This window comes from Streptomyces millisiae, assembly GCF_031845425.1.
GTDB lineage: Bacteria > Actinomycetota > Actinomycetes > Streptomycetales > Streptomycetaceae > Streptomyces > Streptomyces millisiae.
Map to the genome: position 1 here is coordinate 19,988 of NZ_JAVREM010000006.1, position 26,254 is coordinate 46,241.

Annotated in this window: 26 protein-coding genes; 8 read left to right on the forward strand and 18 right to left on the reverse strand. The window is 74.0% G+C overall.

Annotation, left to right across the window (positions count from 1 at the left end):
• The first annotated feature begins 5 nt into the window (after window positions 1-5).
• Window positions 6-1,130, forward strand: a complete 1,125-nt coding sequence (locus tag RNC47_RS08515; protein WP_311597014.1) for a universal stress protein — start codon at window positions 6-8, stop codon at window positions 1,128-1,130.
• On the opposite strand, the gene RNC47_RS08520 is transcribed toward RNC47_RS08515, so the two are convergent.
• The 5 genes from RNC47_RS08520 to RNC47_RS08540 all read right to left on the reverse strand — a co-directional run bounded on the left by RNC47_RS08520 (window position 1,127) and on the right by RNC47_RS08540 (window position 5,529).
• Window positions 1,127-1,972 (reverse strand): hypothetical protein, encoded by an 846-nt coding sequence (locus RNC47_RS08520; RefSeq protein ID WP_311597017.1) that lies wholly within the window; start codon window positions 1,970-1,972, stop codon window positions 1,127-1,129. The genes RNC47_RS08515 and RNC47_RS08520 overlap by 4 nt on opposite strands.
• Window positions 1,969-3,225 carry a glycosyltransferase family 4 protein gene (locus RNC47_RS08525; RefSeq protein ID WP_311597019.1) on the reverse strand — a complete coding sequence of 419 codons (1,257 nt, stop codon included), beginning with the start codon at window positions 3,223-3,225 and terminating at the stop codon, window positions 1,969-1,971. Before RNC47_RS08525 ends, RNC47_RS08520 begins: the two co-directional genes overlap by 4 nt.
• Window positions 3,226-3,239: 14 nt before the next feature.
• Window positions 3,240-3,683 carry a hypothetical protein gene (locus tag RNC47_RS08530; RefSeq protein ID WP_311597020.1) on the reverse strand — a complete coding sequence of 148 codons (444 nt, stop codon included), beginning with the start codon at window positions 3,681-3,683 and terminating at the stop codon, window positions 3,240-3,242.
• A 95-nt stretch (window positions 3,684-3,778) separates the two neighbouring features.
• A complete protein-coding gene (locus tag RNC47_RS08535) occupies window positions 3,779-4,417 on the reverse strand; it encodes a response regulator transcription factor (RefSeq protein ID WP_394814737.1) in 639 nt (212 codons plus the stop codon).
• Entirely contained in the window at window positions 4,417-5,529 is a 1,113-nt protein-coding gene (locus RNC47_RS08540) for a sensor histidine kinase (RefSeq protein WP_311597023.1), read from the reverse strand. The genes RNC47_RS08535 and RNC47_RS08540 overlap by 1 nt, the downstream gene beginning before the upstream one ends.
• 197 nt (window positions 5,530-5,726) lie before the next feature.
• Between RNC47_RS08540 and RNC47_RS08545 the strand changes: the two genes are divergently transcribed.
• Window positions 5,727-6,317 carry a DedA family protein gene (locus RNC47_RS08545; RefSeq protein ID WP_311597239.1) on the forward strand — a complete coding sequence of 197 codons (591 nt, stop codon included), beginning with the start codon at window positions 5,727-5,729 and terminating at the stop codon, window positions 6,315-6,317.
• A gap of 822 nt (window positions 6,318-7,139) precedes the next feature.
• Here RNC47_RS08545 and RNC47_RS08550 read toward each other — a convergent pair.
• From RNC47_RS08550 to RNC47_RS08575, 6 genes are all read right to left on the reverse strand, one after another.
• Window positions 7,140-8,048, reverse strand: coding sequence for a GlxA family transcriptional regulator (locus RNC47_RS08550; RefSeq protein WP_311597025.1), 909 nt, complete (start codon window positions 8,046-8,048; stop codon window positions 7,140-7,142).
• Window positions 8,045-8,602 (reverse strand): cysteine hydrolase family protein, encoded by a 558-nt coding sequence (locus tag RNC47_RS08555; RefSeq protein ID WP_311597027.1) that lies wholly within the window; start codon window positions 8,600-8,602, stop codon window positions 8,045-8,047. Before RNC47_RS08555 ends, RNC47_RS08550 begins: the two co-directional genes overlap by 4 nt.
• Before the next feature lie 155 nt (window positions 8,603-8,757).
• On the reverse strand, window positions 8,758-9,249 hold the full coding sequence (locus tag RNC47_RS08560; protein WP_311597028.1) for a hypothetical protein: 492 nt from the start codon (window positions 9,247-9,249) through the stop codon (window positions 8,758-8,760).
• Between the two features lie 323 nt (window positions 9,250-9,572).
• Window positions 9,573-10,925: a GNAT family N-acetyltransferase gene (locus RNC47_RS08565; protein ID WP_311597029.1), complete on the reverse strand. Its 1,353-nt coding sequence runs from the start codon at window positions 10,923-10,925 to the stop codon at window positions 9,573-9,575.
• 52 nt (window positions 10,926-10,977) lie between these two features.
• A complete protein-coding gene (locus RNC47_RS08570; RefSeq protein ID WP_311597031.1) occupies window positions 10,978-11,679 on the reverse strand; it encodes a bleomycin resistance protein in 702 nt (233 codons plus the stop codon).
• 23 nt (window positions 11,680-11,702) lie between these two features.
• Window positions 11,703-12,278, reverse strand: a complete 576-nt coding sequence (locus RNC47_RS08575; RefSeq protein WP_311597033.1) for a peroxiredoxin-like family protein — start codon at window positions 12,276-12,278, stop codon at window positions 11,703-11,705.
• Window positions 12,279-12,319: 41 nt separating this feature from the next.
• Here RNC47_RS08575 and RNC47_RS08580 point away from each other — a divergent pair, with 41 nt between their 5' ends.
• Window positions 12,320-12,934, forward strand: a complete 615-nt coding sequence (locus RNC47_RS08580; protein ID WP_311597034.1) for a TetR/AcrR family transcriptional regulator — start codon at window positions 12,320-12,322, stop codon at window positions 12,932-12,934.
• 239 nt (window positions 12,935-13,173) lie between these two features.
• Here RNC47_RS08580 and RNC47_RS08585 read toward each other — a convergent pair whose 3' ends face one another.
• Both RNC47_RS08585 and RNC47_RS08590 read right to left on the reverse strand, forming a co-directional pair.
• A complete protein-coding gene (locus tag RNC47_RS08585; protein WP_311597035.1) occupies window positions 13,174-14,157 on the reverse strand; it encodes a quinone oxidoreductase family protein in 984 nt (327 codons plus the stop codon).
• 44 nt (window positions 14,158-14,201) lie between these two features.
• On the reverse strand, window positions 14,202-15,071 hold the full coding sequence (locus RNC47_RS08590) for a helix-turn-helix transcriptional regulator (protein ID WP_311597037.1): 870 nt from the start codon (window positions 15,069-15,071) through the stop codon (window positions 14,202-14,204).
• Window positions 15,072-15,257: 186 nt separating this feature from the next.
• Here RNC47_RS08590 and RNC47_RS08595 point away from each other — a divergent pair, with 186 nt between their 5' ends.
• Window positions 15,258-15,893: a hypothetical protein gene (locus RNC47_RS08595; protein WP_311597039.1), complete on the forward strand. Its 636-nt coding sequence runs from the start codon at window positions 15,258-15,260 to the stop codon at window positions 15,891-15,893.
• A gap of 70 nt (window positions 15,894-15,963) precedes the next feature.
• Here the strand turns inward: RNC47_RS08595 and RNC47_RS08600 are convergent, their stop codons facing one another.
• The 3 genes from RNC47_RS08600 to RNC47_RS08610 form a co-directional block, all read right to left on the reverse strand.
• Window positions 15,964-17,523 (reverse strand): hypothetical protein, encoded by a 1,560-nt coding sequence (locus tag RNC47_RS08600; RefSeq protein WP_311597042.1) that lies wholly within the window; start codon window positions 17,521-17,523, stop codon window positions 15,964-15,966.
• Complete coding sequence (locus RNC47_RS08605) at window positions 17,520-18,239, reverse strand: ABC transporter ATP-binding protein (RefSeq protein ID WP_311597043.1); 720 nt, start codon at window positions 18,237-18,239, stop codon at window positions 17,520-17,522. The genes RNC47_RS08600 and RNC47_RS08605 overlap by 4 nt, the downstream gene beginning before the upstream one ends.
• Before the next feature lie 128 nt (window positions 18,240-18,367).
• Window positions 18,368-19,384, reverse strand: a complete 1,017-nt coding sequence (locus RNC47_RS08610; protein ID WP_311597044.1) for a LacI family DNA-binding transcriptional regulator — start codon at window positions 19,382-19,384, stop codon at window positions 18,368-18,370.
• Window positions 19,385-19,455: 71 nt separating this feature from the next.
• On the opposite strand from RNC47_RS08610, the gene RNC47_RS08615 reads away from it, so the two are divergent.
• On the forward strand, window positions 19,456-20,982 hold the full coding sequence (locus RNC47_RS08615; protein ID WP_311597046.1) for an alpha-N-arabinofuranosidase: 1,527 nt from the start codon (window positions 19,456-19,458) through the stop codon (window positions 20,980-20,982).
• 154 nt (window positions 20,983-21,136) lie between these two features.
• Window positions 21,137-21,652: a hypothetical protein gene (locus RNC47_RS08620; RefSeq protein ID WP_311597048.1), complete on the forward strand. Its 516-nt coding sequence runs from the start codon at window positions 21,137-21,139 to the stop codon at window positions 21,650-21,652.
• A gap of 48 nt (window positions 21,653-21,700) precedes the next feature.
• Here RNC47_RS08620 and RNC47_RS08625 read toward each other — a convergent pair whose 3' ends face one another.
• Both RNC47_RS08625 and RNC47_RS08630 read right to left on the reverse strand, forming a co-directional pair.
• Window positions 21,701-22,882 (reverse strand): IS701 family transposase, encoded by a 1,182-nt coding sequence (locus RNC47_RS08625; RefSeq protein ID WP_311597050.1) that lies wholly within the window; start codon window positions 22,880-22,882, stop codon window positions 21,701-21,703.
• 180 nt (window positions 22,883-23,062) lie between these two features.
• On the reverse strand, window positions 23,063-23,980 hold the full coding sequence (locus RNC47_RS08630; protein WP_311597052.1) for a helix-turn-helix transcriptional regulator: 918 nt from the start codon (window positions 23,978-23,980) through the stop codon (window positions 23,063-23,065).
• Window positions 23,981-24,411: 431 nt separating this feature from the next.
• Here RNC47_RS08630 and RNC47_RS08635 point away from each other — a divergent pair, with 431 nt between their 5' ends.
• Both RNC47_RS08635 and RNC47_RS08640 read left to right on the forward strand, forming a co-directional pair.
• Window positions 24,412-25,860, forward strand: coding sequence for an ankyrin repeat domain-containing protein (locus tag RNC47_RS08635; RefSeq protein ID WP_311597053.1), 1,449 nt, complete (start codon window positions 24,412-24,414; stop codon window positions 25,858-25,860).
• Between the two features lie 63 nt (window positions 25,861-25,923).
• The gene (locus RNC47_RS08640) at window positions 25,924-26,232 is read left to right on the forward strand and encodes a muconolactone Delta-isomerase family protein (protein WP_132819402.1); all 309 of its coding nucleotides are present in this window, start codon (window positions 25,924-25,926) and stop codon (window positions 26,230-26,232) included.
• Window positions 26,233-26,254: the final 22 nt, after the last annotated feature.

Sequence of the window (26,254 nt, forward strand, 5' to 3'; positions counted from 1 at the left end):
GACCGATGGCCCACGGCACCCTGCGCGTCTACCTCGGCGCCGCCCCCGGCGTCGGCAAGACCTACGCCATGCTCGCCGAGGGCCGCCGCCAGCGCCGCCGTGGCGTGGACGTCGTCATCGGCTTCATGGAGGACTACGGCCGCCGCATGACCCGGCTGATGGCCGAGGGCCTGGAGACCGTGCCCCGCCACACCCTCGTCCACCGGGGCGCGCGGTTCACCGAGATGGACCTGGACGCCGTGCTCCGCCGCCGGCCCGAGCTGGCCCTGGTGGACGAGATCGCCCACACCAACGTGCCGGGCTCGCGCAACGTCAAACGCTGGCAGGACATCGAGGAGCTGCGCGCCGCCGGCATCGACGTCCTCACCACCGTCAACATCCAGCACCTGGAGTCGCTCAACGAGGTGGTGGAGCGGATCACCGAGGTCAGGCAGCGCGAGACCGTGCCCGACGCGGTGGTGCGCGCCGCCGACCAGATCGAGGTCGTCGACATGTCGGCCGACGCGCTGCGCCGCCGGATGAGCGACGGCTTCGTGTACGCCCCGGAGAAGGTCGACGACGCCCTCAACCACTACTTCCGCGTCGGCAACCTCACCGCGCTCCGCGAACTCGCCCTGCTGTGGGCCGCCGACCGGGTCGACGAGGCGCTCCAGCGCTACCGCACCGAGGCGCACATCCACCGCCCCTGGGCCGCCAGGGAACGGGTGGTGGTCGCGCTCTCCGGCGGCCCGGAGGGCGACACCCTGATCCGCCGCGCCGAACGGATCGTCGCCCGCGGCGCCGGCGGCGAACTGCTCGCCGTGCACGTCGTCCGCGCCGACGGCCTCGCCGGCGCCGCGCCCGAACTGCTCGACCGCCAGCGCGCCCTGGTGGAGCGCGCCGGCGGCAGCTACCACGAGGTGACCGCGGAGGACCCGGCCGCCGCCGTGCTGGACTTCGCCCGCGAGCACAACGCGTCGCAGATCGTCATCGGCGCCACCCGCCGCGGCCGGCTCGGCGCGCTGTTCCACCGCAGCATCGCCACGGCCATCGTCCAGGGCTCGGGCGAGGACTTCGACTGCTACGTCGTCACCCACGAGGAGGCCGCCCACGGCCGGCTGCTCCGGGGCGGGCGGCGAACCTCGACCTAGGACTCGTCCCGGCGGTCCACGCGGACGGCGAGGTCGTTGTCGACCGTGTAGTACGGCTGGACGGTGGCCTCGCCCACCCGCGTCGCGGGGTAGACGAACACGGCCTTCTTGTCGGCGACGTCGTCCAGCAGCCGCGCCACCCGCACCCGGGCCGCCTTGCTCGCGGGCCGCACCGACACGTCCCAGAACGCGGTCGCCTCCGTCGACTCCTCCGCCACCAACTCCGCGTACGGCACGGTGAACGAGAACACCCCGGCGCCCTCGTCGACCAGCTCGGCCTCCCGCGCCGGGCCCCGCTTGCCGCCGCCGCGCAGCTTCACCACCGCCGCCGCGCCGCGCCCCGGCTTCGCGCCGAGCAGCCGCGCCCGCACCGTCATCGAGCCCTCGGGCGACACCGTGATCGGGCCCGCCTCGGCCAGCGCCGGCCGCAGCCAGGCACGGACCGCGAACCAGCCGTCCTTGGTGCGGTACGGCACCCGCACCGCCAACGGGCCCTCAACGGGGGCCGGTTCACGCGCCAGCAGCGCGCGCAGGTCCCGCACCCCGGGCGCCACCCGCCGCCAGTCGCCGTCCTCCGCCACCCGCAGGTAGAGGTCCCACCGGCCCTCGGCCAGCACCGGCTCCGCGCCGAGCACCGCCCGCCACCGGCCGTCCGCGCCCGCCGACTCCACCGGCAGCGCGTGCCGTGGCTGCTCGCCCTCCTTGGCCCGCAGCCGCAGCTCCAGGCTCGGCGGCGCCGTCAGCGAGGGCAGCGCCAGGTCCAGCGTCAGCCCCCCGTCGGCCGTCGCCCGGCAGTCCGCGTGCGGGGTCTCCTCCAGCACCCCGGTCACCGTCTCGCTCATCGCCGCACCTTCCGCAGCCCTCGCACCGTGGTGATGGCCGCCGCCATCGCCAGATCCCGCACCGTGTGCGCCACATGCGCCGGGGCCGGCACCCGGAACCGCAGCCGGCCGCGCATCGAACGCTTCCTTTCGAGCAGCTCCTCGAACAGCGCCTCGGCCTGCGCCACCACCGGCACCGGGTCGTAGCGCCGGGAGTTCTCCAGCGCGGCCGCGCGCATCCGGTGCCGCAACGCGTCGTCGCGGATCAGGTCGAGCAACGCCCCGGCCAGCGCCTCCTCGTCGCCCACCGGCACCAGACGGCCGTCCTCGCCGTCCCTGATGATCTCGGCGGGCCCGTACTCGCAGTCGGTGCTGACCACCGGCAGGCCGCTGCGCATCGCCTCCACGATCGTCATCCCGAACGGCTCGAAGCTGGAGGTGACCGTCGCGATCGAGGCCTTCACCCACTCGCCGTCCATCGGCGTCGCCTTGCCCATCAGGAAGGCGTTGTTGTAGAGCCCGAGCTCGTTGATGAGCTCGCGCAGCGGCTCCTCCTGGTCGCCGTTGCCGTAGATCCGCAGCTGCCAGTCGGGGCGCTCGGCGACCACCCGCGCGAAGGCGCGCACCAGCAGTTCGTGCCGCTTGGACCGCACCAGCCGGCCCGCCGCCACGACGATCCTCGCGTCGCCGTCGGCCGGCGGGATCGACGGCTCCGGGATGCTGTTGGGCAGCGCCATCAGCCGCACCCCGGGCAGCCGCATCCGGGTCCGGTAGGCCTCGGCGTCCGCCTCGGTGACGGTGGTGATCCCGTCGAGCCGCGGGTAGGCCCGGCGCAACTCGTTGCGCAGCGCCGGCGGATGGGTCTTCAGCGTCAGGTGCTCCTGCCCGATCCGCACCGCGGACCTGGGGCCCTGCAACGCCAGGTGCACGTTCAGCCCCGGGCGGGTGCCGATGACGACGTCCGAGGTGAGCGACGCCAGGCACTCCTCGATCCGCTCGTCCGTCAACTCGCTGTACTGCGGGTACCGGTACTCCGAGGCGGGGAACACCCGGGCCGGCCGCACGTGCCGGGGGTGCTCCTTCTCCGTGCGCAGGTCGACCAGGTGCCGCATCCGCACCCGCTCGTCGAGCGGGAAGTTCGGCACCTTCCGGTGCCGGAACACCGAGATGATCTCGACGTCGTGCCGCTCGGCGAGCGCCTCGGCCAGGTTGAACGTGGTCTTGATGGTTCCTCCGATTCCATAGCCGTTATGGAGGAGGAAGGAGATCTTCATGCCGACATAGACCTTCAGGGGGTGACGCGTGGTTGCGCGCCATCGGATGGAACGTGAGTCGTGTCAGCCCTCCGCGCGGACGGATCGTGGGGCCGCTCGTCGAGCGATGGCATGTCAAGCGACCGTTCGAGTTCGCGGATCCGCCGCTGGAGTTGCTGGGCGCGGCGCTCGCGCTCGTGGTCGGTCTCTCGCGGACGCGCGGTGATCACGAAGGTGGCGCAGCGGTAGACACAGTACCCCGGCACGGTCAGTGGCCACGCGATTCCGAAGAGGAAAGCACCCGTGGCGGCGCTCGACCTGTCGTGGCTCTCGAAGCTCTCCACCGGGTCCTGGTCGTGGTGCCACAGGGGCTCCTGCGCGATCAGGCGGGAGCGCTGCACGGCGAAGGCGGCGCGCGCGGCGACCAGGGAACAGAGGGTGTAGGCGATCAGGCCTGCCAGCAGGCCCCAGGTGTCCATGTGCGCGATCCTTTCCGGGACTTCGTCGTCGCTTCTGAACTCCTGCTCGTACCCGGCGGAAGGGGGTCAAAACGGTGCACGCCGCTGATAACGGTTCAGGAGTCGAGATAGCGCAGCACCGCCAGCACCCGGCGGCTGTAGCCGGTGCCGCCGGGCAGCTCCAGCTTGTCGAAGATCGCGTTGATGTGCTTCTCGACGGCGCTGCGGGAGACGAAGAGCCGCGCCGCGATGGCCGAGTTGGTGTGGCCCTCGGCCATCTCCCGCAGCACGTCGCGCTCCCGTGGCGTCAGCCGGGCCAGCGGGTCCACGTGCGAGCTGCGGGCCAGCAGCCGGCGCACCACCTCGGGGTCGAAGGCGGTCCGCCCGGCGCCCACCCTGGCGAGCGCGTCGAGGAACTCGTCCACCTCGACCACCCGGTCCTTCAGCAGGTAGCCGACCCCGCCCTCCGGGCCGCCGCCCAACAGCTCGGCGGCGAACCGCCGTTCCACGTACTGCGACAGCACGAGCACCCCGACCTCCGGACGGCGCCGGCGGATCTCGAGCGCCGCCCGCAGCCCCTCGTCGGTGTGGGTCGGCGGCATCCGCACGTCGACCACGGCCACCTCGGGCGGGTCCAGGTCCACGGCGGCGAGCAGCGCCTCGGCGTCCCCGACGGAGGCCGTCACCTCGTGGCCCTCCTCGGTCAGCAGCCGCACCAGGCCCTCGCGCAGCAGCGTCGAGTCGTCCGCCAGCATCACCCGCACGGCAGCTCCGCCCTGACCGTCGTCGGGCCGCCCGGCGGGCTGGCCACCCCCAGCACCCCGTCCAGCGCCGCGACCCGGCGGGCGAGCCCGGTGAGCCCGCCGCCGCCCGGGTCGGCGCCGCCCTTCCCGTCGTCCGTGACGGTCACCGTCAGCCGGTCACCGTCCCGCTCCAGAGTGACCGTCACGCGCCCGGCGCCCGAGTGCTTCACGGCGTTGGTCACCGCCTCCGACACCACGAAGTACGCCACCGTCTCCACGGCGCGCGGCGCCGGCTCGGGCACCGCGTACTCCAGGACGACCGGCAGCGGGGCGCGCTCCGCGACCGACTCCAGCGCGGCCGGCAGCCCCGCCTCGTCGAGCACCGCCGGATAGACCCGCCAGGCCACCTCGCGCAGCTCCGCCAGCGCCTGCCGAGTCTCGGCCACGGCCTGCGCCAGCAGCTCGTCCGCCTGGTCGCCATGCCGGCGGGCCCGGCCGAGCAGCATGCCGAGCGCCACCAGACGCTGCTGGACCCCGTCGTGCAGGTCCCGCTCGATCCGCCGCCGCTCGTCGTGCACGGCCTCCACCACGCCGGCCCTGCTGGCCGCCAGCTCGTCGATCCGCCGCTGCATCGCCCGCTGCGTGCCCGGCCCGAAGAACCGCCGCGCCAACTGGACCTCGAGCGTCGAGACGGCCAGCACCCCGTGGACCGCGAGGAACAGCAGCAGCACCCCGCCGACCCCGGAGGAGAGGACCGTGACGGGATCGTCCGGCGCCACGAACCACAGCCACAGCAGCATCGACGCGTAGACGACGCCGGCCAGCAGCGCGGCCAGCACCAGCACCCCGAGCACGGCGGGCCCGAGCCGCGCCGCGACGTAGCCGAACGCGCCGGGCCCCGGCGCGCCGGTCGGCGCCGGCTCGCCGAGGAACCGCGCGAGCCGCGCCCGCTCGACGTCGGCGAGACGCCCGGCGGCCGCCAACACCCGGCGGCGCCACGCCGGCAGCGGCGGCAGCAGGCTCACCGCGACGAGCGGTGTCAGGGGGAGCGTGGCCAGCCCGGTCGCGCCGCCCGCCGCCAGGCCGGCCACCGCGCGCAGCCAGCGGCGCAGGGCCTCGTTCATGCCGTCACGCTAACCGGCGCCACGACCCCCGCGTACTGCGGTTTTCCGCACCCCCGCTTTGGGGCGGCCCGCATCGCGGCCCGCCCGGCAGATTTTGTACGGTCTTTACCGTGATCGAATCCACCGCACCCGTGTTACTGGCCGCCTCGGCCGAGTCGTCCGAAGAGCTCGGCGGCATAGCCGGCTGGGCCACGGACATGATGGAGGCGCTCGGCGCCCCCGGCGCCGGCGCCGCCATCGCCCTGGAGAACCTGTTCCCCCCGCTGCCGAGCGAGGTGATCCTGCCGCTGGCCGGCTTCACCGCGAGCCAGGGGAACATGAGCCTGTGGGCCGCACTGGTGTGGACCACCATCGGCTCGGTCGTCGGCGCGATGGCCCTCTACTGGGTCGGCGCGCTGCTCGGCCGCGAGCGGCTGATCGCCATCGCCGCCAAGCTGCCGCTGGTCAAGGTCTCGGACATCGAGAAGACGGAGGCGTGGTTCGCCAAGCACGGCGCCAAGGCCGTCTTCTTCGGCCGGATGATCCCCATCTTCCGCAGCCTGATCTCCGTACCGGCCGGCGTCGAGAAGATGCGGGTCTCCACGTTCCTGCTGCTCACCACGTTGGGCAGCGCCATCTGGAACTCCCTCTTCGTCCTGGCCGGCTACCGCCTCGGCGAGGACTGGGAACGCGTCACCGACCTGGTCTCCGTCTACTCCAAGGTGGTACTGGTCGGCGTCGCCATCGCCCTGCTGGCCTTCATCGCCTTCCGCGTCACCCGCCCGGGAGCGGGCAAGCGCCGCGCGTAACGGGCGTGACCGCGGAACGGGCGTGGCCGCCCTACCCGGCCCGGCCACGGGCCGGGTACGGCCGGCCCGGGGAGAAGTGAGGTCGGGAGGACATACGAGAGGGCCGGGCCGTCGGGGCGCCCCCGCCCCGGGCGGCTCCGCCGGGAGGCCCGGGCCGCCGGCGGAGACACGGGGGTGTCCGGTGCGGTCGGGGCCGTGGCCCGCGGCGCGGGCACGGGCCGGGTACGCCGGCTTGCCAGCCTTGCCGGGCAGGGGCGAGGCGCCCCGCCGCCGGCGAACCATGGGCGGCTTTGCCGCCGGGTGGGCGTCCGCCGGTGGCGCGCGGCGCCGCTTCGTGGCTCCGCCGGGAGGCCCGGGCCGCTCGCGGTGACATGGGAGTGTCTGGTGCGGTCGGGGCCGTGGCCCTCGGCCCGGGTGCGGGCCGGGGGACCATGGGCGGCTCCACCGCCGGGTGGGCGGCTGCCGGTGGCGCGTGGCGCCGCTTCGCGGCTCCGCCGGGAGGCCTGGGCCGGCCGGCGGAGGGTGCGGTCGGGCCGTGGCGCTCGGCCCGGGTGCGGGCCGGGTACGCCGGCTTGCCAGCCTTGCTGGGCAGGGGCGAGGCGCCCCGGCGCCGGCGGACCATGGGCGGCTCCGCCGCCGGGGAGTCTCGGGTGCGGTCGGGGCCGTGGCCCGGGGCACGCAGGCGGCCCGCCCGGGCCGGGCAGGGGCGGGCGGGCCTGCCCGGCGGCCCGCCGCCGCCGGCCGGGCCGCCCGGTGCGCGCGGCCGCGCCCGGCATCCCCGCGGCCTCGCCGCTAGGCGCCTCCGCTTCGCGACGGTCCGGCCTAACGCCTGGCGCGCAGCCTCCGCAGCATGCGGGCGTCGTCGAAGCCGACCGTGCGGGCGGCCGTCTCCACCATGGCGCCCTGGCCGATCAGGTGCTCGGCGCGCTCCAGACGGAGGCGCTGCTGGTAGCGCAGCGGGGTCAGTCCGCCCGTGGCGCGGGTGAAGACGCGGGTCAGGGTGCGCTCGCTGACGCCGGCCGCCGTCGCCAGGGTGGCCAACGGCAGCGGCTCGGCGAACCGCGCGTCGATGAGGTCCTGGACCCGGTGCACCGTGTCGTCCAGGTGCGAGCGGTGCCGCAGCATCGCGCTGGCCTGCGGCTCGTGCCCGTTGCGGCGGGCGTAGACCACCATGGCGCGCGCCACCCGCGCGGCCAGCGCCGGGCCGTGCCGGGCGGCGAGCAGGTGAAGTGCCAGGTCGATGCCGCTGGCGATGCCGGCGGAGGTCACCACCCGGTCGTCCGTCACGAACAGCACGTCCCGCACCAGCGTGGCGCGCGGGTGTCGGGCGGCCAGCTCGTCCTGGAGCTCGTGGTGCGTGGTGAACCGACGCCCGTCGAGCAGCCCGGCCCGGCCGAGCGCCTGGGCGCCCGAGCAGACGCTGGCGACCGTGCCGCCGGCCGCGTGGTGCGCGCGCAGCCGGGCCTCCCACGCCTCGCCCAGCCGGGGCCCGCCCCGGGCCGTGGGGGACCGCCAGCCGGGCACCAGCACCAGGTCGGCCGGGTCGAGCGCCGGCCACGCCGTCTCGGCGGTCAGCGGCAGGCCCTGCGCGCTCGGCACGGTCGCGCGCTCACCGACGTAGCGGAGCCGGTAGGGGTGCCCGTGGTCCGCCGCCGTGCCGAACACCTGGGCCGGGCCGGCCAGGTCGAGCAGGTGCACGCCGGGCAGCAGGACGAAGACGACGGATCTCACGCACTCGATGCTGCCAGCCCGGCCGCCGCCTCCAGCTGGGCGACCGTGGTGACCTCGGCGAACCGGCCCCGCAGCGCCACCACCGTGCGCTCCACGATCTCCTCGGCGCTCAGCCCGCCGCGCGGCTCGGTCGTGGTGGCGTCGGTCACGAACACCACCCGGTAGCCGAGGTCGCTGCCGACCCGCGCCGTGGTCTCCACGCACTGCTCGGTGCGGATCCCGCACACCACGAGCTCGCCGACGCCGGCCACGGTGAGCAGCTGCTGGAGGTGGGTGGTGGTGAACGCGTTGTGCGAGGTCTTGTACAGCACCGGCTCGCCCGCCTCGGGCTCCGCCAGCTCGGCCATCGGCCGCACATGCCCCTCGGCCGGGTCGAACACATTGCCGGTGCCGGGCTCGGTGTGCAGCACCCACACCACCAGGTCGCCGGCGGCCCGGGCGAGGGCGACCAGCCGGTTGACGGACTCCGCGATCCGGGGATCGGCGATCCGGTCCCACTCCGGCCTGGCGCGGAAGGACTCCTGGACATCGATGACGATCAACGCTCGCTTCATGCCACCCAGTCTGGCCAGCGCGGACGCCGCCCCGGCAGGCACGAACCGGGCCGGCGCCGGACCGATCCGGTCACCGGGGCGACGGTCGGCGCACGGCCCCGCGCCCCGCCCGAGGTGCGGCGGAACGCGGAGCCGTGGGTGATGGACCTAGCGGGTCAGCACGGTCGGACGAACCAGACCGGCGTCCACGAGGCGGTGCCGGTGTCCTTGGCGGTGTTCGTCCAGCGGAGGCTGCCGTTCTCGTTGTAGAACCGGGCCACGGTCCCGGAGGACTGGTTGTTGTTGAACTCTCCGTTCCCGATCCCCCAGAACTCGTAGAGACCGCAGTAGTAGTAGTCGTAGCGGTCGCCGTATCCGTCGCGGATGCACAGCCAGCCCGACGAACAGCTGATCGCCGTGACGCCGACGTCGGTGCCCGGCACGTCCAGGGTGACGGCGCCACCCGGGATCGCGAGCCGGTCCGCCGCGATCTGCCGCGCGGTGGGGTGGCTCGCCAGGAAGTCGTCGACCCGATCCTGCAGGGCGTCCGCCTGGGTGGCGGTCAGCCCGGCCGCGCGAGCCTGCGCGGTGTAGTCGGAGGCGGGAGCCGCCGACGCGCTGCCGACCAGCAACTGGCCGGCGAGCAGCGCGGCAACGGCAGCCACCATTGCCATGAACGTACGGAACTTCACGGTTGTCCCCCCTTGTGTTCGGCCGCCGCTCGTGGGGAACGGCGGTCACCAGGACGGGGCTTATCGTGCCGTCGGAGCGGAACGGGGTGAAGCCGCGAATCCGGACATTCGCCGTCGAGGACCGGGTGTCGAGCGGGTACGTCGGTTTCCTCGCGACTCGATCGACACGTTGGATCGAAAGGTGACCGTCGACGTCAGAGCGCATGCGTTTGTCGCCATATGTGCGCATCGGCGGTCACCCTCGATCAGCGAGGATCGCTGACCATGGCCGGTTCGTCCGGGTGAGCCACCGTCCTTGCTCAGGACGGAGCGAGGACGACCCGCATGATCGGCAGTACCCGGCCCGGCGCCACCTCGCGGCCGCCGATCCGTTCGGCGCCGAGGTGGCGGTAGAACGGCTCGGCGTTGGGGTCCGACTCCCAGGTCAGGGAGCGGAAGCCGCGCTCGCGGGCGGTGGCCACCGCGTGCTCCCACAGCGTGCGGCCGAGCCCGGTGCCGATGACCGGCGGGTCGAGGAACAGGTCGGCCAACTCGCCGTCCGGCGCCGCGCCGTGCAGCCGGTAGTAGCCGAGCAGGACGCCGGCCCGCTCGGCGACCACCACATGGTCGGCACGGATGGTCCCGGCGGTGATCGTCAGCAGGTCCCGCCACCGGTCGAGCACCTCCCGCGGGTAGCCCCAGTGGGCCTTCGAGCGGTGGGTCAGCGCCGTGAGCGCGTCCGCCTCGTGGGGCTCGGCGCGGCGCAGCACGGGCGCGGTCGTGCCGTCCGCCAGGACCTGCCCGAGCGCGTGGGAGGTCTGGCGGATCATGCCGGGGTTGGTGTGCCAGTAGTACGGCATGGCGATGACCACCTGGGCCAACGCCCAGCCCCGGCCGCGCAGCCAGGTGGCGTCGTCGGCGGCCAGTTCGGCGCGGAAGCGGTCACGGCTGGCGCCCTCGAACACGTTCCACGCCGGCTGGAGGTCGCACGCCGGGTCGCCGACGTTCAGGCCGCCGAAGTCGATGACGGCCGACAGCCGGCCGTCGACCACCAGCAGGTTGCCCGGCAGCAGGTCGCCGTGCACCCACACCCCGTCGCCCGACCAGGCCGGGGCGGTCAGGGACTCCGCCCAGGAGCGCAGCGTGGCCGGGCCGTCGATCCGGTCGCCCAGCTCGGCGACGGCGCGGCGGACCGACGCGTCGAGCTCGGCCAGCGGCGCGCCCCGGGCGCCCCGGGGGCGCGGGTGGGCGCCGGAGGTGGCCACGCGGCGCAGCGCGCGGACGAAGCCGGCCAGGTCGGCGGCGGCCGACTCCAGGTCGTCGAGGGTGCCGTTGGCGTTCTCGCCGGGCAGCCACTCGTGCACCGACCAGACGAACGGATAGCCCTCGGCCGGCTGCCCGAGACCCAGCGGCACGGGCACGGTCAGCGGCAGGTGCGGCGCCAGCCTCGGCAGCCACTCGGCCTCCTTGGCCGCCTGGGACTCCGCCCAGCCGATGCGCGGCAGCCGCACCGAGAGCCGGTCGCCGACCCGGTAGATGTCGTGGTCGGTGCCGTAGGACTCGACCTGCCGGACCGGCAGCCCGGCCCAGTCGGGGAACTGCCCGGCGAGCAGCCGGCGCACCAGCGGCGGGTCGGTCGCGATCTCGTCGGCGTGCATCCTGGTCCTGGCCACCGCGCGATCATCACGCCGGCACCGGCCGCCGGCAACCCGATTTCGCCCGGGGTCAGTCCCGCGGCTCGGCGAGCCGCGCCAACTCGGCGGTGACCTCGTCCCGTTCGGCGGCCGTGAGGTCGACGGCCGCCGCCCGGTCGAGGAAGGCTGCCGCCGCGTCGTCGTCCCCGAGCCGGTCGGCGACCTCGGCGCGCAGCACCAGCAGCCGGAGCAGCTGGGTGGGGGTGGGCCGCTCCTCCGTCAGCCCCAGCGCCCGGTCGAGGATCCGCGCGGCGCCGGCCGGGTCGTCCTTGGAGTCCGCGAAGAGGGTGGCGTGGTGCAGCGCCCGCGCGAAGGTCTCCTTCGGCGCCGGCCGGTGGCTCGGGTCCTCGCTGGTCGGCTGCCCGATCCGCAGGCAGTTGCCGCCGGGGTCGGTCAGCAGGAACTGGCGGACGCCGTACGACATGTCCTTCACCCGCCCGATCCGTGGCAGGCCCCGGGTGGGCACCCGCCCGTAGGCCGCCTTCAGTCCGGCGCGGAACGCGTCGTGCAGCGCGTCCACGTCGTCCGTCAGGACGTAGAGGGTGCTGACCGAGGCCGCCGGGTCGTACTGCTTGAGACCGAAGAACTGCAGCTCGATGCCGCCGCGTTCGACGACGGCGTACGGGTTGGGGCTGCGCTGTCGGTAGGTGACCTCGAACCCGAGGGCGGTGTAGAAGTCAAGCACCGGCTGGAGCGCCTGGCAGGGCAGGATCGGAATCGTCTTCTCGGCCATGCGGGCAGTGTAGTCAAGTTTGACTACACTGCGCCGCGCGCCAGTTCGAGGAGCTCGTCGACCGACCACTGGTCGTAGGCGTGCTCCCCGTATCTGACGGCGAGGACGCGGCCGTCGCCCGCGATCAGCAGGTCGGCGGGCAGGCCGAGGCGGCCGTTCGGCTGTCGTCGGGCCGGCAGCCGCTCCCGGCCGCGCAGGACCGCCCAGACGCCGGTGGCCAGGGAGCGGGCGATCGGCCACCAGGCCCGCGGGTCCAGCAGCGCGCGACGCGCGGACTCCACGCCGAACTCGACGTACAGCCGCCTGGTGGGGTCGGCGACGACCGCGAACGGCAGGTCGACGGCGTGCGGCAGCAGCTCATCGGCGGGGGAGTGGAACACCACCACCTCCCGGACGCCCGCCGCCTCGATCTCGGCGTGTCGCCGCGTCACGGACCGCAGGTGCAGGTTGCAGACGGGGCAGCCGGCGAAGCGCCGGAACTGGAGGTGGACCAGCCGGTCCCCGGCGGGCACGGTCACGGCCTCGCCCTGGACGGTTAGGAGGTCGCGCCGGGCGACGTGGTCGCCGGGCGCCTTCTTCTTCGTTAGCGTACGATGCACGCCTACAGCTTGTAGGCGTGTGCCGTACGCTGTCAACCGCCATGCCCCGCCCACGTACCCTCACCCAGGACCGACTGGTCGCCGCCGCCCACGCCGTCGTCGACCGTGAGGGGCTGGCCGGCCTCTCCATGCGCGCGGTCGCCAAGGAGCTCGGCATGAGCACCATGGGCCTGTACCGCTATGTCGCCGACCGCGAGACGCTGGAGCGGCTCCTCGTCGAGTCCCTGCTCGACGCCGTCGACACCGCGCCGCCGCCGGACGACACGCCGTGGCGCGAGCGCGTCGAGGAGATGGTGCGGCGGCTGCGGGTCGCGGTGAGCGCCCGCCCCGCCGTCCTCCCGCTCACGGTGACCCACCGACACCACTCGCCCGGCGTGCTGCGCTGGTCGGAGACGGTGCTCACCATCCTGGACGAGGCCGGCTTCGACGGCACCCGCCGCGTGATCGCGCTCCGCGCGCTGCTCGGCTACGTCATCGGGGCGCTCCAACTCGAACACCTCGGCCCCCTGGCAGGACCCGGCACCACCACGATCGCCGCGCTGCCGCCCGCCGACTTCCCGCACCTGGCCGACACCGCGCGGCACGCCCGCGACGTCACCCCGGACGCCGAGTTCTTCGGCGGCCTCGCCATACTCCTGCGCGGCCTCGCCTCCTGAGCGCGGTCGCGCCGTGGCGCGGGGGAGGCCACGGACAGGCAGCGGCTCCCGCGCTTCCGCGGTGCCAGGCCGCCTCCGGCGGCGGAGCCGCGCCGTCGCCCGCCGGGCCGGGCGCCGTTTGCGTCGGCGGGACGTCCACGCCGCCGCGTGCCGCGTGCCGTGCGGTGGCGCGGTGGTGACCGTGGGGCCAGGCCGCTTCCGGCGGCGGAGCCGCGCCGCCGCGCGCCGCGAGCGCTCGTTCAGGCCGCCGCGATGTCGAGGACCAGCTTTCCGGTGGTTCGCCCGGACTCGATGCGGCGGTGGGCCTCCGCGGCCAGCTCCAACGGCAGGGTCTCGACCGCCACCCGCAGGGTCCCGTCCGCCGCGGACCGCACCGCGCGGCGCAGGGCACGCCCGGCCTCCGCCGGGAAGGCGGCCGAGAACGCGGCGAGATTGAAGCCCGAGACGGTCCGGTTGGTGAACCACAGGTGGTTGGCGGGGAGGCCGACGTCCTCGGCGCCCGAGGCGTTCCCCATCACCACCAGCCGCCCCATGGGGGCCAGCCGCTCCAGGCTCGCGGCCCGGGCCGGGCCGCCGACCATGTCGACCACGACGTCGAACTCGCCCGCCTCGGCGAGCCGGTCGCGCAGGATCACCTCGTCGTAGCCGAAGCCCCTCGCGGTCTCGATCTTCGCCTCGCCGCCGACCGTGCCGACCACCCGGCCGGCGCCCAGCAGCCGGGCCACCTGCCCGAGCTGGCTGCCCACGCCGCCCGCCGCGGCGTGCACCAGGACCCGCTCTCCCGGCGCGAGGCGCGCCACCCGCTCCAGGACGAGGAAGGCCGTGGTGCTGTTGGACGGCAGCGCCGCGGCGACGTCGAGGCCGAGGTCGAGTCCGTCCAGCGGGGCGACCAGCGCGGCCGAGGTGACCACCACCTCGGCGTAGCCGCCGCTGTCGACGATGGTCAGCGCGGCCACCGGCTGGCCGACGGCCAGGCCGGTGACGCCCGCGCCGACGGCCCGCACGTGTCCCGAGACCTCGATGCCCGGCACGAAGGGCAGCGGCACGTCCACCACGCCCCGCCGGTAGAGCACCTCGGCGAAGTTGGCGCCCGCGTGCGCCACGTCGATCGCGACCTGCCCAGGACCCGGCTCGGGGACCGGCATCCGCTCGACCCGGAGCACCTCGGCCTCGCCGAACTCCGGAATGACCACTGCCCTCATCCGCGTGTTGTCGCTGTTCATGGCAGTGATCCTGCGCGGCCGTCACGCGGACCGGCAGTGTCGGCTCATCCTGGGTGTGTCACCACCAGGCTGCGAGTGCCCATGAGCCGATCGAGGCGCGCCCCGGTGTCCGTGCCGGGGTGCGGGTTGTGCAGGATCAGGTGGTGTCCCGGCAGGTCGGGCAGCGGCAGCAGGGTCGCGTCGAAGACCAGCGTCCCGACGTCCGGATGGTCGACCGCCTTCACCGCGCTGGCGTGCTCGGCGACGTCGTGGCGCTCCCACAGCTCGGCGAACTCCGGGCTGGTCACGGCCAGTTCGGTGGCGATGCGGTCGAACTCCGGGTCCTCGGGGTAGCGCGCGGCGTCCGCGCGGAAGCCGGCGACCACGTCCGGGGCGGTGTCGGCCCAGTGCCGGTGCAGGACCCGGTAGCGGACGTTGGTGAAGAAGGAGACCAGGCAGTTGTGGTCCTTTTCGCCGTAGCCGAACACGGCGCGGGCCGCGTCGTTGATGTCGGTGAAGTACCAGTGGCGGTCCCGGATGTAGCCGGGCCGCGGTGACCAGGCGTCCAGCAGCCGCCGCACCTGCGGCGGGGCCGGCACCGAAGGCCCGGCGACGACCTGCGGCGGGGTGAGGCCGACCAGCCGGTACAGGTGCGCGCGCTCGGCCGGGGCGAGCAGCAGCGCCCGCGCGATCGCGTCGACCACCTCCGCCGACACCCGGATGTCGCGCCCCTGCTCCAACCACGTGTACCAGGACACCCCGACCCCGGCGAGCACCGCGACCTCCTCGCGCCGCAGCCCCGGCGTACGCCGCCGCCCGCCACCCGCCGGCAGCCCGACGTCCCCGGGCGAGACCCGGGCCCGGCGGCTGCGCAGGAACTCCCGCAGCTCGGCACGACGACGGTCGCGGGACGGGGTGGAACGCTCACTGGCCATGGCACCCAGCCTAGGAAACCCGCCACGGGAGCTCAGGAGCACCCAGGACTGCGCGACGTGACAAAGCCGTCGTCGCCGGTCCCGTCGCGTCTTCGCCCCGTCACGAAGACCGCGCCGTCGCGACCGAATACGGTCGGCCAACGCTGCTCGGGAAGTCCGCAGCAGGGCGCCCAGAAAGGGAGAGACATGGCCGACCGCAGTGCACGGGCCAGGAGCGGCCCGCGTCGCCTGGCGCGGTGGAGGTCCCGGGTCGCGGTCGGGGCGGCGCTGGCCGCCCTGACGACGACGCTGACCGTGGGCACCTCGTCCCCGGCCCAGGCGGACGAGGGGTACTGTCCCGACGGATTGACCTGGAGTTACTTCTTCAACGGAAGCTTCACTCCCGAGTACGTGGCCGGTGAGTACGTCATCGACGCGGTGCGGCCCGACTTCCTGGTGAGTGAGGAGCGCGTGGTCGTCAACGGCACCAACCGGGAGATCACGGGAAGCTTCACCTCGTCGGTGTCGAGGACCTTCGGTCTGACCGTGACGGTCGGCACCAGTGCCTCGCTGTTCGGCTTCCTGAGCGCCAACGTCAGCGCGAGCATCACACAGAGCACGACGACCACGACCGGTGTCACGGCCACCACGCCCGTTCCCCCGTACGGCCGGGTGGTCGGCCAGTACGGCGTCGAGGCGTACGCCGTGGACTACCACCTCAACGAGTACCGCTCGATCGGCGCCCTTCCGGAAGCCGGCGGCCTCTGCTACCTGCACGGCTCGACCGCGGGCACGAGCGTCGCGCCGACGGTCTACACCGGCTGGCGGGTCATGCCAGGCTGACGCACCGGCCGCACGCGCCCTTCCTGGCCCGGGGGCCGGCGGGCCGCCCGGCGCGTGGCCGGCGCCGCGGCTACGCCAGGTCACCCCGGCGGAGGCGGACCGTCGCCCACCACAGCAGCGCCGCGGCGAGCGGCCCGCAGGCGGTCGGGGCGAGCCAGCCGGCGGCGATCGACAGGGCCAGTGGCAGGCCGGCGACGGCGGCCAGCGGGGCCGCCAGCCGCCAGGCGGCGGCGAGCATCGGGGGCAGCCACACCGGCGGTGGGGCCTGTCGGGCCGCCACCAGACCGGCGGCCACCACCACCGGCACCGCGCCGAGCAGCGCCGGCAGGGTGCCGAGGGCGAGCCCGACCGGCAGCGCGAGGGCGAGCAGCACCGCGCCCGGCGTCAGCGTGTGCCGGAGCGCGAGCCCCGCCGGTGAGCCCGGCCACCACAGCCGGGCGCGGCGCGGGTCCTCCGCGTCGAGCCTGGCCGGTTCCAGGAGCCGGGCGGCCGCCGCGTAGCCGAGGCCGGCCGCCAGCGCCGTCGCCACAGCGGTCCCGGGTCTCAGCAGCAGGCCGGCCGCCACCAGCAGCGCCGCCGCCGAGCCGAGCCGGCGCGGCTCGGCCAGCAGGCCGACCGCGTCGCGCCACGGCACCGCGAGACCGGGCGAGCGCGGCGGCCGCAGCCGCCGGCGCCAGCGCGCCAGCCGGGGGAAGCCCACGCCGCCGCCGGCCGCGCCGGCCAGCGCCAGCCGGACCGCGCGCGGCTCCAACGCCAGCGCCGCGGCCGTCACCTGCCACACCGCCCGCGACCTGGCGCGCAACGTCGCCGCCGGCATCGTCGTCACCAGCCGGCGCACCGGCAGCACCGCCGCCACCGCGCACCCGCCGAGCAGCGCCGCCGCCACCGGCCACCCGGGCGCCCCGACGCCGGCCGCCGCCAGCGCCGGCTGGCCGGCCCAGCCCCAGGGCCCCGACCACAGCACCAGGTCCTCGACGAGGCCCGGCGGCGGCCGGTCCCCGGCCACCACGGCCAGCCAGCCGCACCCGACCGCCGCGGCCAGCGCCGGCACGGCGAGCCGGCGCGCCACCCTGGCCGCGGCCGGCAGCCGTTGCACCGCCACCGCCGCCCCGCCGGCCAGCAGCGCCACCCCGCAGGACGGCGGGCAGCAGGCCAGGAGCAGCGGGCCGAGACCGCCGAGCCCGGCCGCCGCCAGCACCAGCGCCACCCCGACGCCCGCCACCAGGCCGGCCAGCAGCAGCACCCCGAGCGAGAGCAGCACCCAGGGCCGCAGCAGCGGCCAGCGCGGCACCGGCATGGGCAGCAGCCAGTCCGCGTCGTGCCGGGGCAGCACCACCGGGCCGCGCCACAGCGCGTCCACCGCGACCAGCGCCAGCGCCGCCAGTGCCAGGGCCGCGAGCCCGTACGGCAGCCCGGCCGCGATCAGGTCCGCCTGCTCGACGAAGACGCCGCCGCGCTCGATGGAGAGCAGCAGCCCGAAGCCGTACGTCCCGCCCCATGCGCCGAACAGCACGGTCACGAGATACGCGGTATAGCCGGCCCGCCGCAGCCGCCCGGCGCCGCGCCGGGCCCGCAGCCAGTCGAGCGCGGCCCGCCCGGCGGGGGACGACACCACCCCCGTCGTCGTCACGGTGACAGCACCCGCGCGGGCGCGCCCTCCGCCACCACGTGGCCGTTGTCCAGCAGCAGCACCCGGTCCGCGACCGCCCGCGCCAACTCCCGGTGGTGGGTGGCGAACAGCAGCGTCACCCCGGCGGCGCGCCGCTCGGTCAGGGCCCGCGCGAGACGCTCCCTGGCGGCCGGGTCGAGCCGCTGCTCCGGCTCGTCGAGCAGCAGCAGCTCCGCCGGGCGCAGCAGGGCGGCGGCCAGCAGCAGCTCCTGGAGCTGTCCCGAGGAGAGCTCGGTGGTCAACGCCCCGGCCCGCTCGGTGAGGCCGTGCGCGGCGAGCGCCGCGTCGACGGCCGCCTCGCGGTCGGGGACGCCGTGTCCGACGGCCACCAGCTCCAGGTGCTGCCGCACGGTCAGGTCCGGGTAGCAGGCCGGCGCGTCGCCGACGACGGCCACCCGGGCGCGCACCGCCGGGTCGTCCTCGTCCATCGGCGCGCCGGCGAAGAGCACCCGGCCGGTGCCTGGCCGGTCCCGGCCGGCGGCCAGCCGCAACAGCGTCGACTTGCCCGAGCCGTTGTGCCCGAGCAGCGCCACCGCCTCGCCCGGCGCCAGCGCCAGGTCCACCGGGCGCAGCACCTGCCGCTCCCCGTGGAGGCGGCTCACGCCTTCGAGCACCAGCAGCGGTCGATCCCCGTCGCTGTCGCCCTCCTGGACCGGCGGCCGTTCGAACACTCGCATGTCAGGGCAACGCGAGCCTTGACACCCCTGGTTCCGCGTGCGAGTTTCTTGTATCGATACAAGATCGGTATCGATACAACGCGCGAGGGGGTGAGCGCATGGGAGCGGACCACGGGACGGGCGGCGGCTCAGTTACCGGTGGACTCGCGGACGACCAGCCGGTGCGGCCCGACGAACTCCTCGAACGCGCCCTCGTCCCGCCGGCCGGCGATCCGCTCGGTGAGCAGCCGCAGCGCCGCGTCGGCCATCTCCGAGTGGCCGGGCGCGACGGTGGAGAGCGAGGGCACCGAGTACGCCGCCTGCTCGATGTCGTCGAAGCCGATCACCCGCACGTCGCCCGGCACCGAGCGGCCGTGGTCGGCGAGCGCCCGCAGCGCGCCGAGCGCCAGCGTGTCCGTCATGCAGACCAGGCCGTCGAAGGCCAGGCCCGCCCCGACCAGCGCCCGCACCCCCTCCGCGCCGCCCGCCAGGGTGTACGCCCGCTCCAGCACCAGCTCCGGGCGCCACGGCAGCCCGGCCTCCGCCAGCGCCCGCCGGTAGCCCTCGGTGCGCAGCGAGCCGGCGTTGACGCCTGCGTCGAGCGTGCCGCCGAGCACCGCGATCCGGCGGCAGCCGCGCTCGATCAGGTGCCGGGTGGCGGCCTCGGCGCCCGCCACGTTGGCCATCGCCACGTGGTCGAGGGCGCCGGCGCCGGTGATCCGCTCGCCGAGCGCCACCACGGGGAACTCGGAGCGCAGCTGCTCGGCTTCCTCGTTGCCCAGGCCCACGGTGCTGATGATGAGCCCGTCGTACATTCGCAGCCGCGAGTGGGTCAGGGCGCTGAGCTCGCTCTCCCGGGTGGCGCCGGTCTGCTCGACCACGATCTGGTAGCCGAGCCGCGTGGCGCGCCTGGTCAGCAGCGCGGCGAGCTGCCCGAAGTAGGGCGCGTCGATGTCGGGCACGGCGAGCCCGATGATCCCGGTGCTGCCCGAACGCAGGTTGCGCGCCGCCACGTTGACCCGGTAGCCGAGCCGGTCGATGGCCTCGAGCACCCGCTCCCGGGTGGCCTCGCTCACGTAGCGGTGGCCGTTGACGACGTTGGAGACGGTCATCACCGAGACGCCGGCGGCCTTCGCCACCTCGCTCATCGTCACTCTCGGCGCCATGGGCCGATTATCCACCGCCTCAGCCACCACCGAGCCGACCATACCGATCACGAAAGGCATGAGTGTTCCCCATGACGGAGCGCACCGCCACCGCCATCATCAACCTCGACATCGAGGGCCCGACCATCAGCCGCCACCTCTACGGGCACTTCGCCGAGCACCTGGGGCACTGTGTCTACGGGGGCTTCTACGTGGGCGAGGACTCCCCGATCCCCAACGAGGGCGGCATCAGGCTGGACGTCGTCGAGGCGCTGCGGGCCCTGGACATCCCCAACCTCCGTTGGCCGGGCGGCTGTTTCGCCGACGAGTACCACTGGAAGGACGGCATCGGCCCGAAGGAGGGCCGGCCGCGGATGGTGAACACGCACTGGGGGAACGTCGAGGAGAACAACCACTTCGGCACGCACGAGTTCCTGGCGCTGTGCGAACTGCTGGGCGCCGAGCCGTACATCAGCGGCAACGTGGGCAGCGGCACGGTGCAGGAGATGAGCGAGTGGGTGGAGTACCTCACCCGGGACGGCGACTCGCCGATGGTGCGGCTGCGCAGGGAGAACGGCCGGGAGGAGCCGTGGCGGGTGCGGTTCTGGGGGCTCGGCAACGAGACGTGGGGTTGCGGCGGCAACATGCGGGCCGAGTACTACGCGGACCTGGCCCGCCAGTACGCCACCTACTGCCGGGACCACGGCGACAACAAGCTGTACCGGATCGCGTCCGGCGCGGCCGACGACGACTACGCCTGGACCGAGACGCTGATGAAGCAGATCAGCTGCTTCGGTTGCGAGGCCACCCCGAAGAACTTCTTCCAGGGCCTGTCGTTCCACTACTACACGCTGGCCGGTCCCTGGGGTGCCAAGGGCAGCGCCACCGAGTTCGACGTCGACGACTACTACCGGACGATGGTGGCGGCCCGGCGCGTGGACCGGCTGATCGCCGGCCACTCCGCGGTGATGGACTGCTACGACCCGGGCAGGCGAGTGGGTCTGGTGCTGGACGAGTGGGGCACCTGGTGGGACGTGGAGCCGGGCACCAACCCGGGCTTCCTCTACCAGCAGAACACGCTGCGCGACGCGCTGGTGGCCAGCACCCACTTCGACGTCTTCCACCGGCACGCCGACCGGCTGGTGATGGCCAACATCGCGCAGACCGTGAACGTCCTGCAGGCGATGGTGCTGACCGACGGCGAGCGGCTGGTGAAGACCCCGACCTACCACGTCTTCGAGATGAACAAGCGGCACCAGGACGCCACCTCGCTCGCCGTGCACCTGCGCACGGCCGGCACCCGACGCCCGGTTGGGGACGGGGAGTTGGAGACGCTGTCGGCCTCGGCCAGCGTCCGGGACGGCGAGCTGCTGGTCTCGCTGACCAACCTGGACGCGGCGGAGGCCGCCGAGGTCACCCTGGACCTGCGGGGCGGCGGGGTCGAGGAGCCGACGGCGCGGCTGCTGACCGCCGACCGGCTCCAGGCGCACAACACGGGGGACGATCCGGAGGCGGTGGCGACCCGGGCGTTCGACGGCGTCGCGCGGACGGCGGACGGCGGGCTGCGGCTCACGCTCCCGCCGCACTCGTTCGTCACCGTCGCGGCGCGACTGCGCTGACCTCGGGGGCGCGCGCGGTCGGCGCCATGGCCGGCCGCGCGCCCTCGGCACGCTGCCGGTCGCCGTGGCGGCGGCGGTCTCGGCGCCGGTCGGCGCGGACAGACCAGAGGTGACGGGGGAGTCACGTTCCCGAGTGCCCAGGAGGCAGCACGAGATGAACCCGATGCTCTGGCAGTCGCTGGTGTTAGCGGTCGTCGTCTCGGTGGTGATGGTCTGCGTGACCGTCTGGTCCGTCAGCCGTGCCACCGTCCCCCCGAACCCCACCTCACGAGTCGCCCGTACCGCGCGGATCGCGCGGTACGGGCCGTCCGCCGGCTCGCGCCGCGCGAAGCCGCCGCTGCCGAACGCCGAGTCGCCGCCGACGGCGAGCGGCGAGTTCACCCAACGACTGCTGGAGCCCAGGCAGTTGCTCGAAGTGCACGCGGCCGAGGCGGCGGACGACGCCCGCCGCCTCGCCACCGAGGTCGCCGTGGCGGCCTCGGAGCTCGCCGCGCGGTCGCTGCGCGGCGGCCCGCCGGCGGAGGAGGTGCGGCGGCTGCTCGGCGCCGTCAGCGAGCTGCTGCGCCAGACCGAGCGCGGCGACACGCTGACCGCCCTGGTCGGCTCCGTCTACGGCGATCCGCTGCCCGGCATGTCCGTCGAGTCCCTGACCGCCACCACCACCCGCTGACCTGTCGGGAGCGCCGCGCGGTCCCGCCGCGGCGCTCCCCGTGAGGCGTCAGCAGACGCAGGCCGCCAGGGCGTCCCAGCCCACGTGCGCGAAGACGGACGCGGCGGAGACCATCGTCATGTGATGGTGCCAGCCGCGGAACGAGCGCCCCTCGAAGTCCCGCAGGCCGAAGTGCCGGTCGAGCTTCTGGATGCCGTCCCTGGCCCGGCCCTCGAGCCGGGCCAGCGCCATCACGTCGTCCACGCGGTGGCTCATCAGGTTGGTGACCCAGAAGCGGGCGGGTTCGCCGTCGGGGGACATCTCGGTCAGCAGCCGGGCGATGCGGGGTGGCGCGCCACCCGGCATGGGGATCTTCGCGAGCGAGGAGCGGACGAAGGTGTGCCGCGCGGCCGGGGTCGCCGGAGGCACGGTGTGGCGCCGGTGGCCGGCCAGGGCGGTCAGCCCCCGGCCGGCGGTGAGGACCGACTCGAGCGGCCGGAGCGGGAGGTTGGCCTGCTGCCGTGGCCTGGGGAGCCGGTCGGCGCCGGCGGCCTCGGCGAGCGCGTGGTCGACCTCCAGGACGAACGGGAGGCCGTCGTGGGTCGCCAGCTCGGCGATCAGCCCGTCCGCGCTGCCGAGATGCCGGGTGTCGGCCACGACCGGTGCCGGGGAGAGCGCCCACCGGTGCGCCATCTCCCGCACCATGTCCGCCGCTTCGAGCCACTGCGGCCGGGTCTCCACGTGGTCGGGGATGCCGGCGGACTCGCGGATCTCGCTGCCCTCCCAGGCCTTGGGCAGCAGGATGCGCCAGTTGACCGGGACGCTGGCGTCGTCCGTGACGAAGGAGGCCGCGAGGCCGATCTGACAGTTCACCAGCCGGCCGGCCTCGGGGAGGAACTGGCGCCCCACCCCCACGGAGCGGTCGCCGCGCTTCGGTATGACGACCCGGCTCAGGACCCACGCTCGGGCCGGGGACACGGACTGGACGTAGCGCGCGAGCACCGCCCTGACCGGGCTCCAGCGCCACGGGCTCTGGTTGATGAATTGTTGAAGAGATTGATGGGCAGGCGTCGCAAGAATGCTCTCGGCGATCTTTCGAACTGATTTCTTGCCCGGTACCGACAGCAGACCCCGTAGATAGACCTCTGCCCAACGTCTCTGATCGACGCGCGGGATAGCGTGAAACACTTCGCTGGCATATGAGGAGATGGGATCTCGGGCGATTCTCGGAACGACATCATTTGTAAGCATGGCGTCACACCCCGTACTCGCTCGGTCGTGGTCGGTTTCATGCTTCACCACGCTCAGCGGCTCGGCAAACTTGACCTAACGTAGTTGCCAAAGGTTGGTGAAGCGGGTGGTAATGGCGGCCCCTGCAATTGCTTGGCGGGTGGTTTTGGACGATCGGATTGCCGGCCTCCGCTTAATGGTTCAGGCGGAACCGCGGGGTCTCCGGGCGCCGACCTTGTGGAACGGGCGGAGCTTCGCCCACGGCGTGGCGGTCCTGGCGGCGGTGTCCTCGGTTTTCAGGGTGATCCTGGCGAGCTCGTCGAGCGCTTGGTGGGAGGGGCTGCCCGGGGGCGCCGTGTAGACGACGAGGTGCTGGTCGGGGCCGTCGGAGAGGCGCAGGGACTCGTAGTCGAGCTGCAGGCGACCCACCAGCGGATGGTCGAGCTCCTTGCGCCCGCTGCCCCGGTCCAGCACGTCGTGCCTGGCCCACCAGGTGCGGAACTCCTCGCTCTTGACCGAGAGTTCGCCGACCAGCGCGGTGATGCCCGGGTCGTCAGGGTAGCGCCCGGCCGAGGCCCTGAGGTGGGCGATGCCCTGCCGGGCCACGGTCTCCCAGTCGACGTACAGGGAGCGGGCCTCGGGCATGCAGAACACGTGCCAGAGCAGGTTGCGCTGCGGTAGGCGGAGGCTGTCGAAGTCCACGCCCATCACGGCGGATCCCATGCTGTTCCAGGCCAGGACGTCCATCCGCCGGCCCATCACATAGGCCGGCGTCGGGGTGAGGGCCTCGAGTAACTGGTGGACGCCGGGCCGCACCCGCTCCACGGTCACCGTGCGCCGGGGGCTCTCGGCACGGGCCAGCAGGTAGAGGTGTTCCCGTTCGTCCGGGTTCAGCCGCATCACCCGGGCCAGGGCGTCGAGCACGGTGGGCGAGGGGCGGCCGGCCTTGCCCTGCTCCAGGCGGATGTAGTAGTCGACGCTGATGCCCGCGAGCTGGGCGACCTCCGCCCGGCGCAGACACGGTGACCTGCGCCGCCCCGCGGGCAGGCCGTGGTCCTCCGGCCGGGTACGGTCGCGTCGGGAACGGAGAAAGTCCGCCAGTTGTCCTTGGATGGTCATGCCTGGAGTCTCCCTCAGGTGGGGGTAAATGATCTAAGCCCTGACTGTCATCTGCCGTGCCAGTACCAGGAGTACCAGTATCGGGCGGGCTCTTCCCGTCGAATGATGAAGCTTGCAGGATTACTCGTACGAGTCGCCGGCCGACGTACGGGACTCCAGGCTTTCCCCCGGGCCTGGAGCGCCCCGACGTCGGCCGGCGATCCTCGTTCCGGGCCGGTGCATATGCGAACGCCGGGCCCGGCGCGCCGGATCGATATCCGAACGATACTCCGTGAAGTTGCACAGAAATCACTGGAATTCACGGGATCACTGTCCTCGGTCAGTGGGAGCGGAGTTTACTCGTGGCGTCGGCCTGAACGGCGCCCGGTAGCGGGGGCGGCAGGCCCGCTCAACCCATGGAATTCGCTGTCCGAGCAGCTTATGGAGAACCCATGTCCGAGACGGAGCGCACCCGTGCCGTGGTGACCCGCCTATTCACCGAGGTGGCCGGCGGAAATGTGGCCGCGGTGATCGACTCGCTGTCCCCCGATGTCATCTACGAGTTCGCCGCGACCGAGGAGAACGCCGTCCTTCCCGACGTCGGCGTGTGGCGCGGCAGGGAGGCGGTCGCCGACGCCTTCCGGCGGCGGGCCGCGGTCGTCGACACCGGCGACAGCGGGGTCCAGGTGCTGGCCGAGGGCGACCGCGCGGTCGTGGTCACGCTCCGCCGGATCACCCACCGGACCACCGGGGCCAAGGCGGGCTTCGCCCACTCATCGTTGTTGACCGTGGGCGACGACGGGCTGGTCAGCGCCTGGCGGGTGCTCTCCGACAGCGCCGACGAGGTCGCCGTGTTCCGGTCCGACCTGGACGACCGGCTGCTGGCCGCCGTCGCCGAGGGGCACGTGGACGAGGTGGACCGGTTGTTGGCGTACGGCGCCGACCCGAACCACCGGCTGCCGGCGGCCGGCCTGACGATCCTCCAGGTCGCCGCGGGACGGGGGAACGCCGACGTGGTCCGCTCGCTCGTCGCGGCCGGCGGCGACGTCCACTCCACGGACGACCGGGCCGGCGGCACCGCCCTGCACAAGGCGGTCCAGCGCGGCGACCTGGACACCGTCCGGGTGCTCGTCGAGGCCGGCGCCTTCGTGGACGCGGTCGCCACCACCACCGGACACACGCCGGTCATCGACGCCATGTGGTACAAGTGGCCCGACATCGTGGCCTATCTGCTGGACCGCGAGGCCGGGCTCAACATGCCCACCCACTACGGGTTCTCGCTGCGGCAGCACGTCGACTACGCGCTCAACGTCAACGTGCACGGCAAGGACCGGCTCGAGGCCGGCGACCGGCTGCTCCAGGCCAGGACCGCGGCCGACGAACGGCGGATCGAGGGCCAGCGGCTGATGGCCGCCGTGACCGCCGGGGACGTCGAGGGCGTCAGGGCGCGACTGGCCGCCGGCGCCGAGGTCGACGAGCGCTTCCCCGTCGTCAACGGCTTCAACGACAAGCACACCCCGCTGCTCGTGGCCGCCCGCGACGGCCACACCGAGATCGTGCGGATGCTGCTGGCCGCCGGCGCCGACGTCAACGCCACCGAGCCGACCTTCGGCGCGGTCCCGCTGCACAAGGCCGTCTACAACGGGCACGCGGACATCACCGCCCTCCTCGTCGAGGCCCCCGGCGTCGACCTCGACTACCAGGGCGCGACCAACGGCTACACGCCGCTGCACGACGCGATGTGGCACGGCTTCGAGGAGTGCGCCCGGGTGCTGCTGGCCGCCGGCGCCCGCACCGACCTGCTCGGCTACGACGGCAGGACCGCGCTGGAGATCGCCGAGGGGACCTTCGGCGCCGACCACCCGATGGTCACCGAGCTCGCCGCCGCCACCGCGCGCTGACCCACCTCCGACCACCCCCGGGGAACCGCCCGGAACACCGTCACTCACCAGGAAGGCACGCCCATGCTGTTCTACGTCCAGATGAAGTGGAACCACGAGGGCCGGATCACCCTCGACGAGCTGTGGGAGATCGAGGAGGAGGAGGCCAGGCACGCCCAGGAGACCCTCGACTCCGGCTACTGCATCGGCCTGTGGAAGGTGGCCGCCCAGAAGCGCGTCATCGCCATCGTCGACGCCCCGAGCGCCGAGGAGCTCGACCGGAACGCGCTGGGGCGGCTCCCCATGCGCGAGTACCTGGACTTCGAGGAGGTCTGGCCGCTGCGGGACTACACCGGCTTCGCCGAGGACGTCATCGCCCGCTACAAGGTCTGAGCCCGAGCCGACCCCCGAGGAG

Bases quoted from the DNA above. Each gene is read 5' to 3' on its own strand.
- RNC47_RS08620 (WP_311597048.1), top strand. From the start codon at position 21,137: ATGAACCCGATGCTCTGGCAGTCGCTGGTGTTAGCGGTCGTCGTCTCG.
- RNC47_RS08595 (WP_311597039.1), top strand. From the start codon at position 15,258: ATGGCCGACCGCAGTGCACGGGCCAGGAGCGGCCCGCGTCGCCTGGCG.
- RNC47_RS08630 (WP_311597052.1), bottom strand. From the start codon at position 23,980: ATGACCATCCAAGGACAACTGGCGGACTTTCTCCGTTCCCGACGCGAC.
- RNC47_RS08615 (WP_311597046.1), top strand. From the start codon at position 19,456: ATGACGGAGCGCACCGCCACCGCCATCATCAACCTCGACATCGAGGGC.
- RNC47_RS08590 (WP_311597037.1), bottom strand. From the start codon at position 15,071: ATGGCCAGTGAGCGTTCCACCCCGTCCCGCGACCGTCGTCGTGCCGAG.
- RNC47_RS08530 (WP_311597020.1), bottom strand. From the start codon at position 3,683: ATGGACACCTGGGGCCTGCTGGCAGGCCTGATCGCCTACACCCTCTGT.
- RNC47_RS08525 (WP_311597019.1), bottom strand. From the start codon at position 3,225: ATGAAGATCTCCTTCCTCCTCCATAACGGCTATGGAATCGGAGGAACC.
- RNC47_RS08515 (WP_311597014.1), top strand. From the start codon at position 6: ATGGCCCACGGCACCCTGCGCGTCTACCTCGGCGCCGCCCCCGGCGTC.
- RNC47_RS08520 (WP_311597017.1), bottom strand. From the start codon at position 1,972: ATGAGCGAGACGGTGACCGGGGTGCTGGAGGAGACCCCGCACGCGGAC.
- RNC47_RS08585 (WP_311597035.1), bottom strand. From the start codon at position 14,157: ATGAACAGCGACAACACGCGGATGAGGGCAGTGGTCATTCCGGAGTTC.
- RNC47_RS08625 (WP_311597050.1), bottom strand. From the start codon at position 22,882: ATGCTTACAAATGATGTCGTTCCGAGAATCGCCCGAGATCCCATCTCC.
- RNC47_RS08535 (WP_394814737.1), bottom strand. From the start codon at position 4,417: ATGCTGGCGGACGACTCGACGCTGCTGCGCGAGGGCCTGGTGCGGCTG.
- RNC47_RS08635 (WP_311597053.1), top strand. From the start codon at position 24,412: ATGTCCGAGACGGAGCGCACCCGTGCCGTGGTGACCCGCCTATTCACC.
- RNC47_RS08555 (WP_311597027.1), bottom strand. From the start codon at position 8,602: ATGAAGCGAGCGTTGATCGTCATCGATGTCCAGGAGTCCTTCCGCGCC.
- RNC47_RS08605 (WP_311597043.1), bottom strand. From the start codon at position 18,239: ATGCGAGTGTTCGAACGGCCGCCGGTCCAGGAGGGCGACAGCGACGGG.
- RNC47_RS08610 (WP_311597044.1), bottom strand. From the start codon at position 19,384: ATGGCGCCGAGAGTGACGATGAGCGAGGTGGCGAAGGCCGCCGGCGTC.
- RNC47_RS08640 (WP_132819402.1), top strand. From the start codon at position 25,924: ATGCTGTTCTACGTCCAGATGAAGTGGAACCACGAGGGCCGGATCACC.
- RNC47_RS08545 (WP_311597239.1), top strand. From the start codon at position 5,727: ATGATGGAGGCGCTCGGCGCCCCCGGCGCCGGCGCCGCCATCGCCCTG.
- RNC47_RS08570 (WP_311597031.1), bottom strand. From the start codon at position 11,679: ATGGCCGAGAAGACGATTCCGATCCTGCCCTGCCAGGCGCTCCAGCCG.
- RNC47_RS08580 (WP_311597034.1), top strand. From the start codon at position 12,320: ATGCCCCGCCCACGTACCCTCACCCAGGACCGACTGGTCGCCGCCGCC.
- RNC47_RS08560 (WP_311597028.1), bottom strand. From the start codon at position 9,249: ATGGTGGCTGCCGTTGCCGCGCTGCTCGCCGGCCAGTTGCTGGTCGGC.
- RNC47_RS08540 (WP_311597023.1), bottom strand. From the start codon at position 5,529: ATGAACGAGGCCCTGCGCCGCTGGCTGCGCGCGGTGGCCGGCCTGGCG.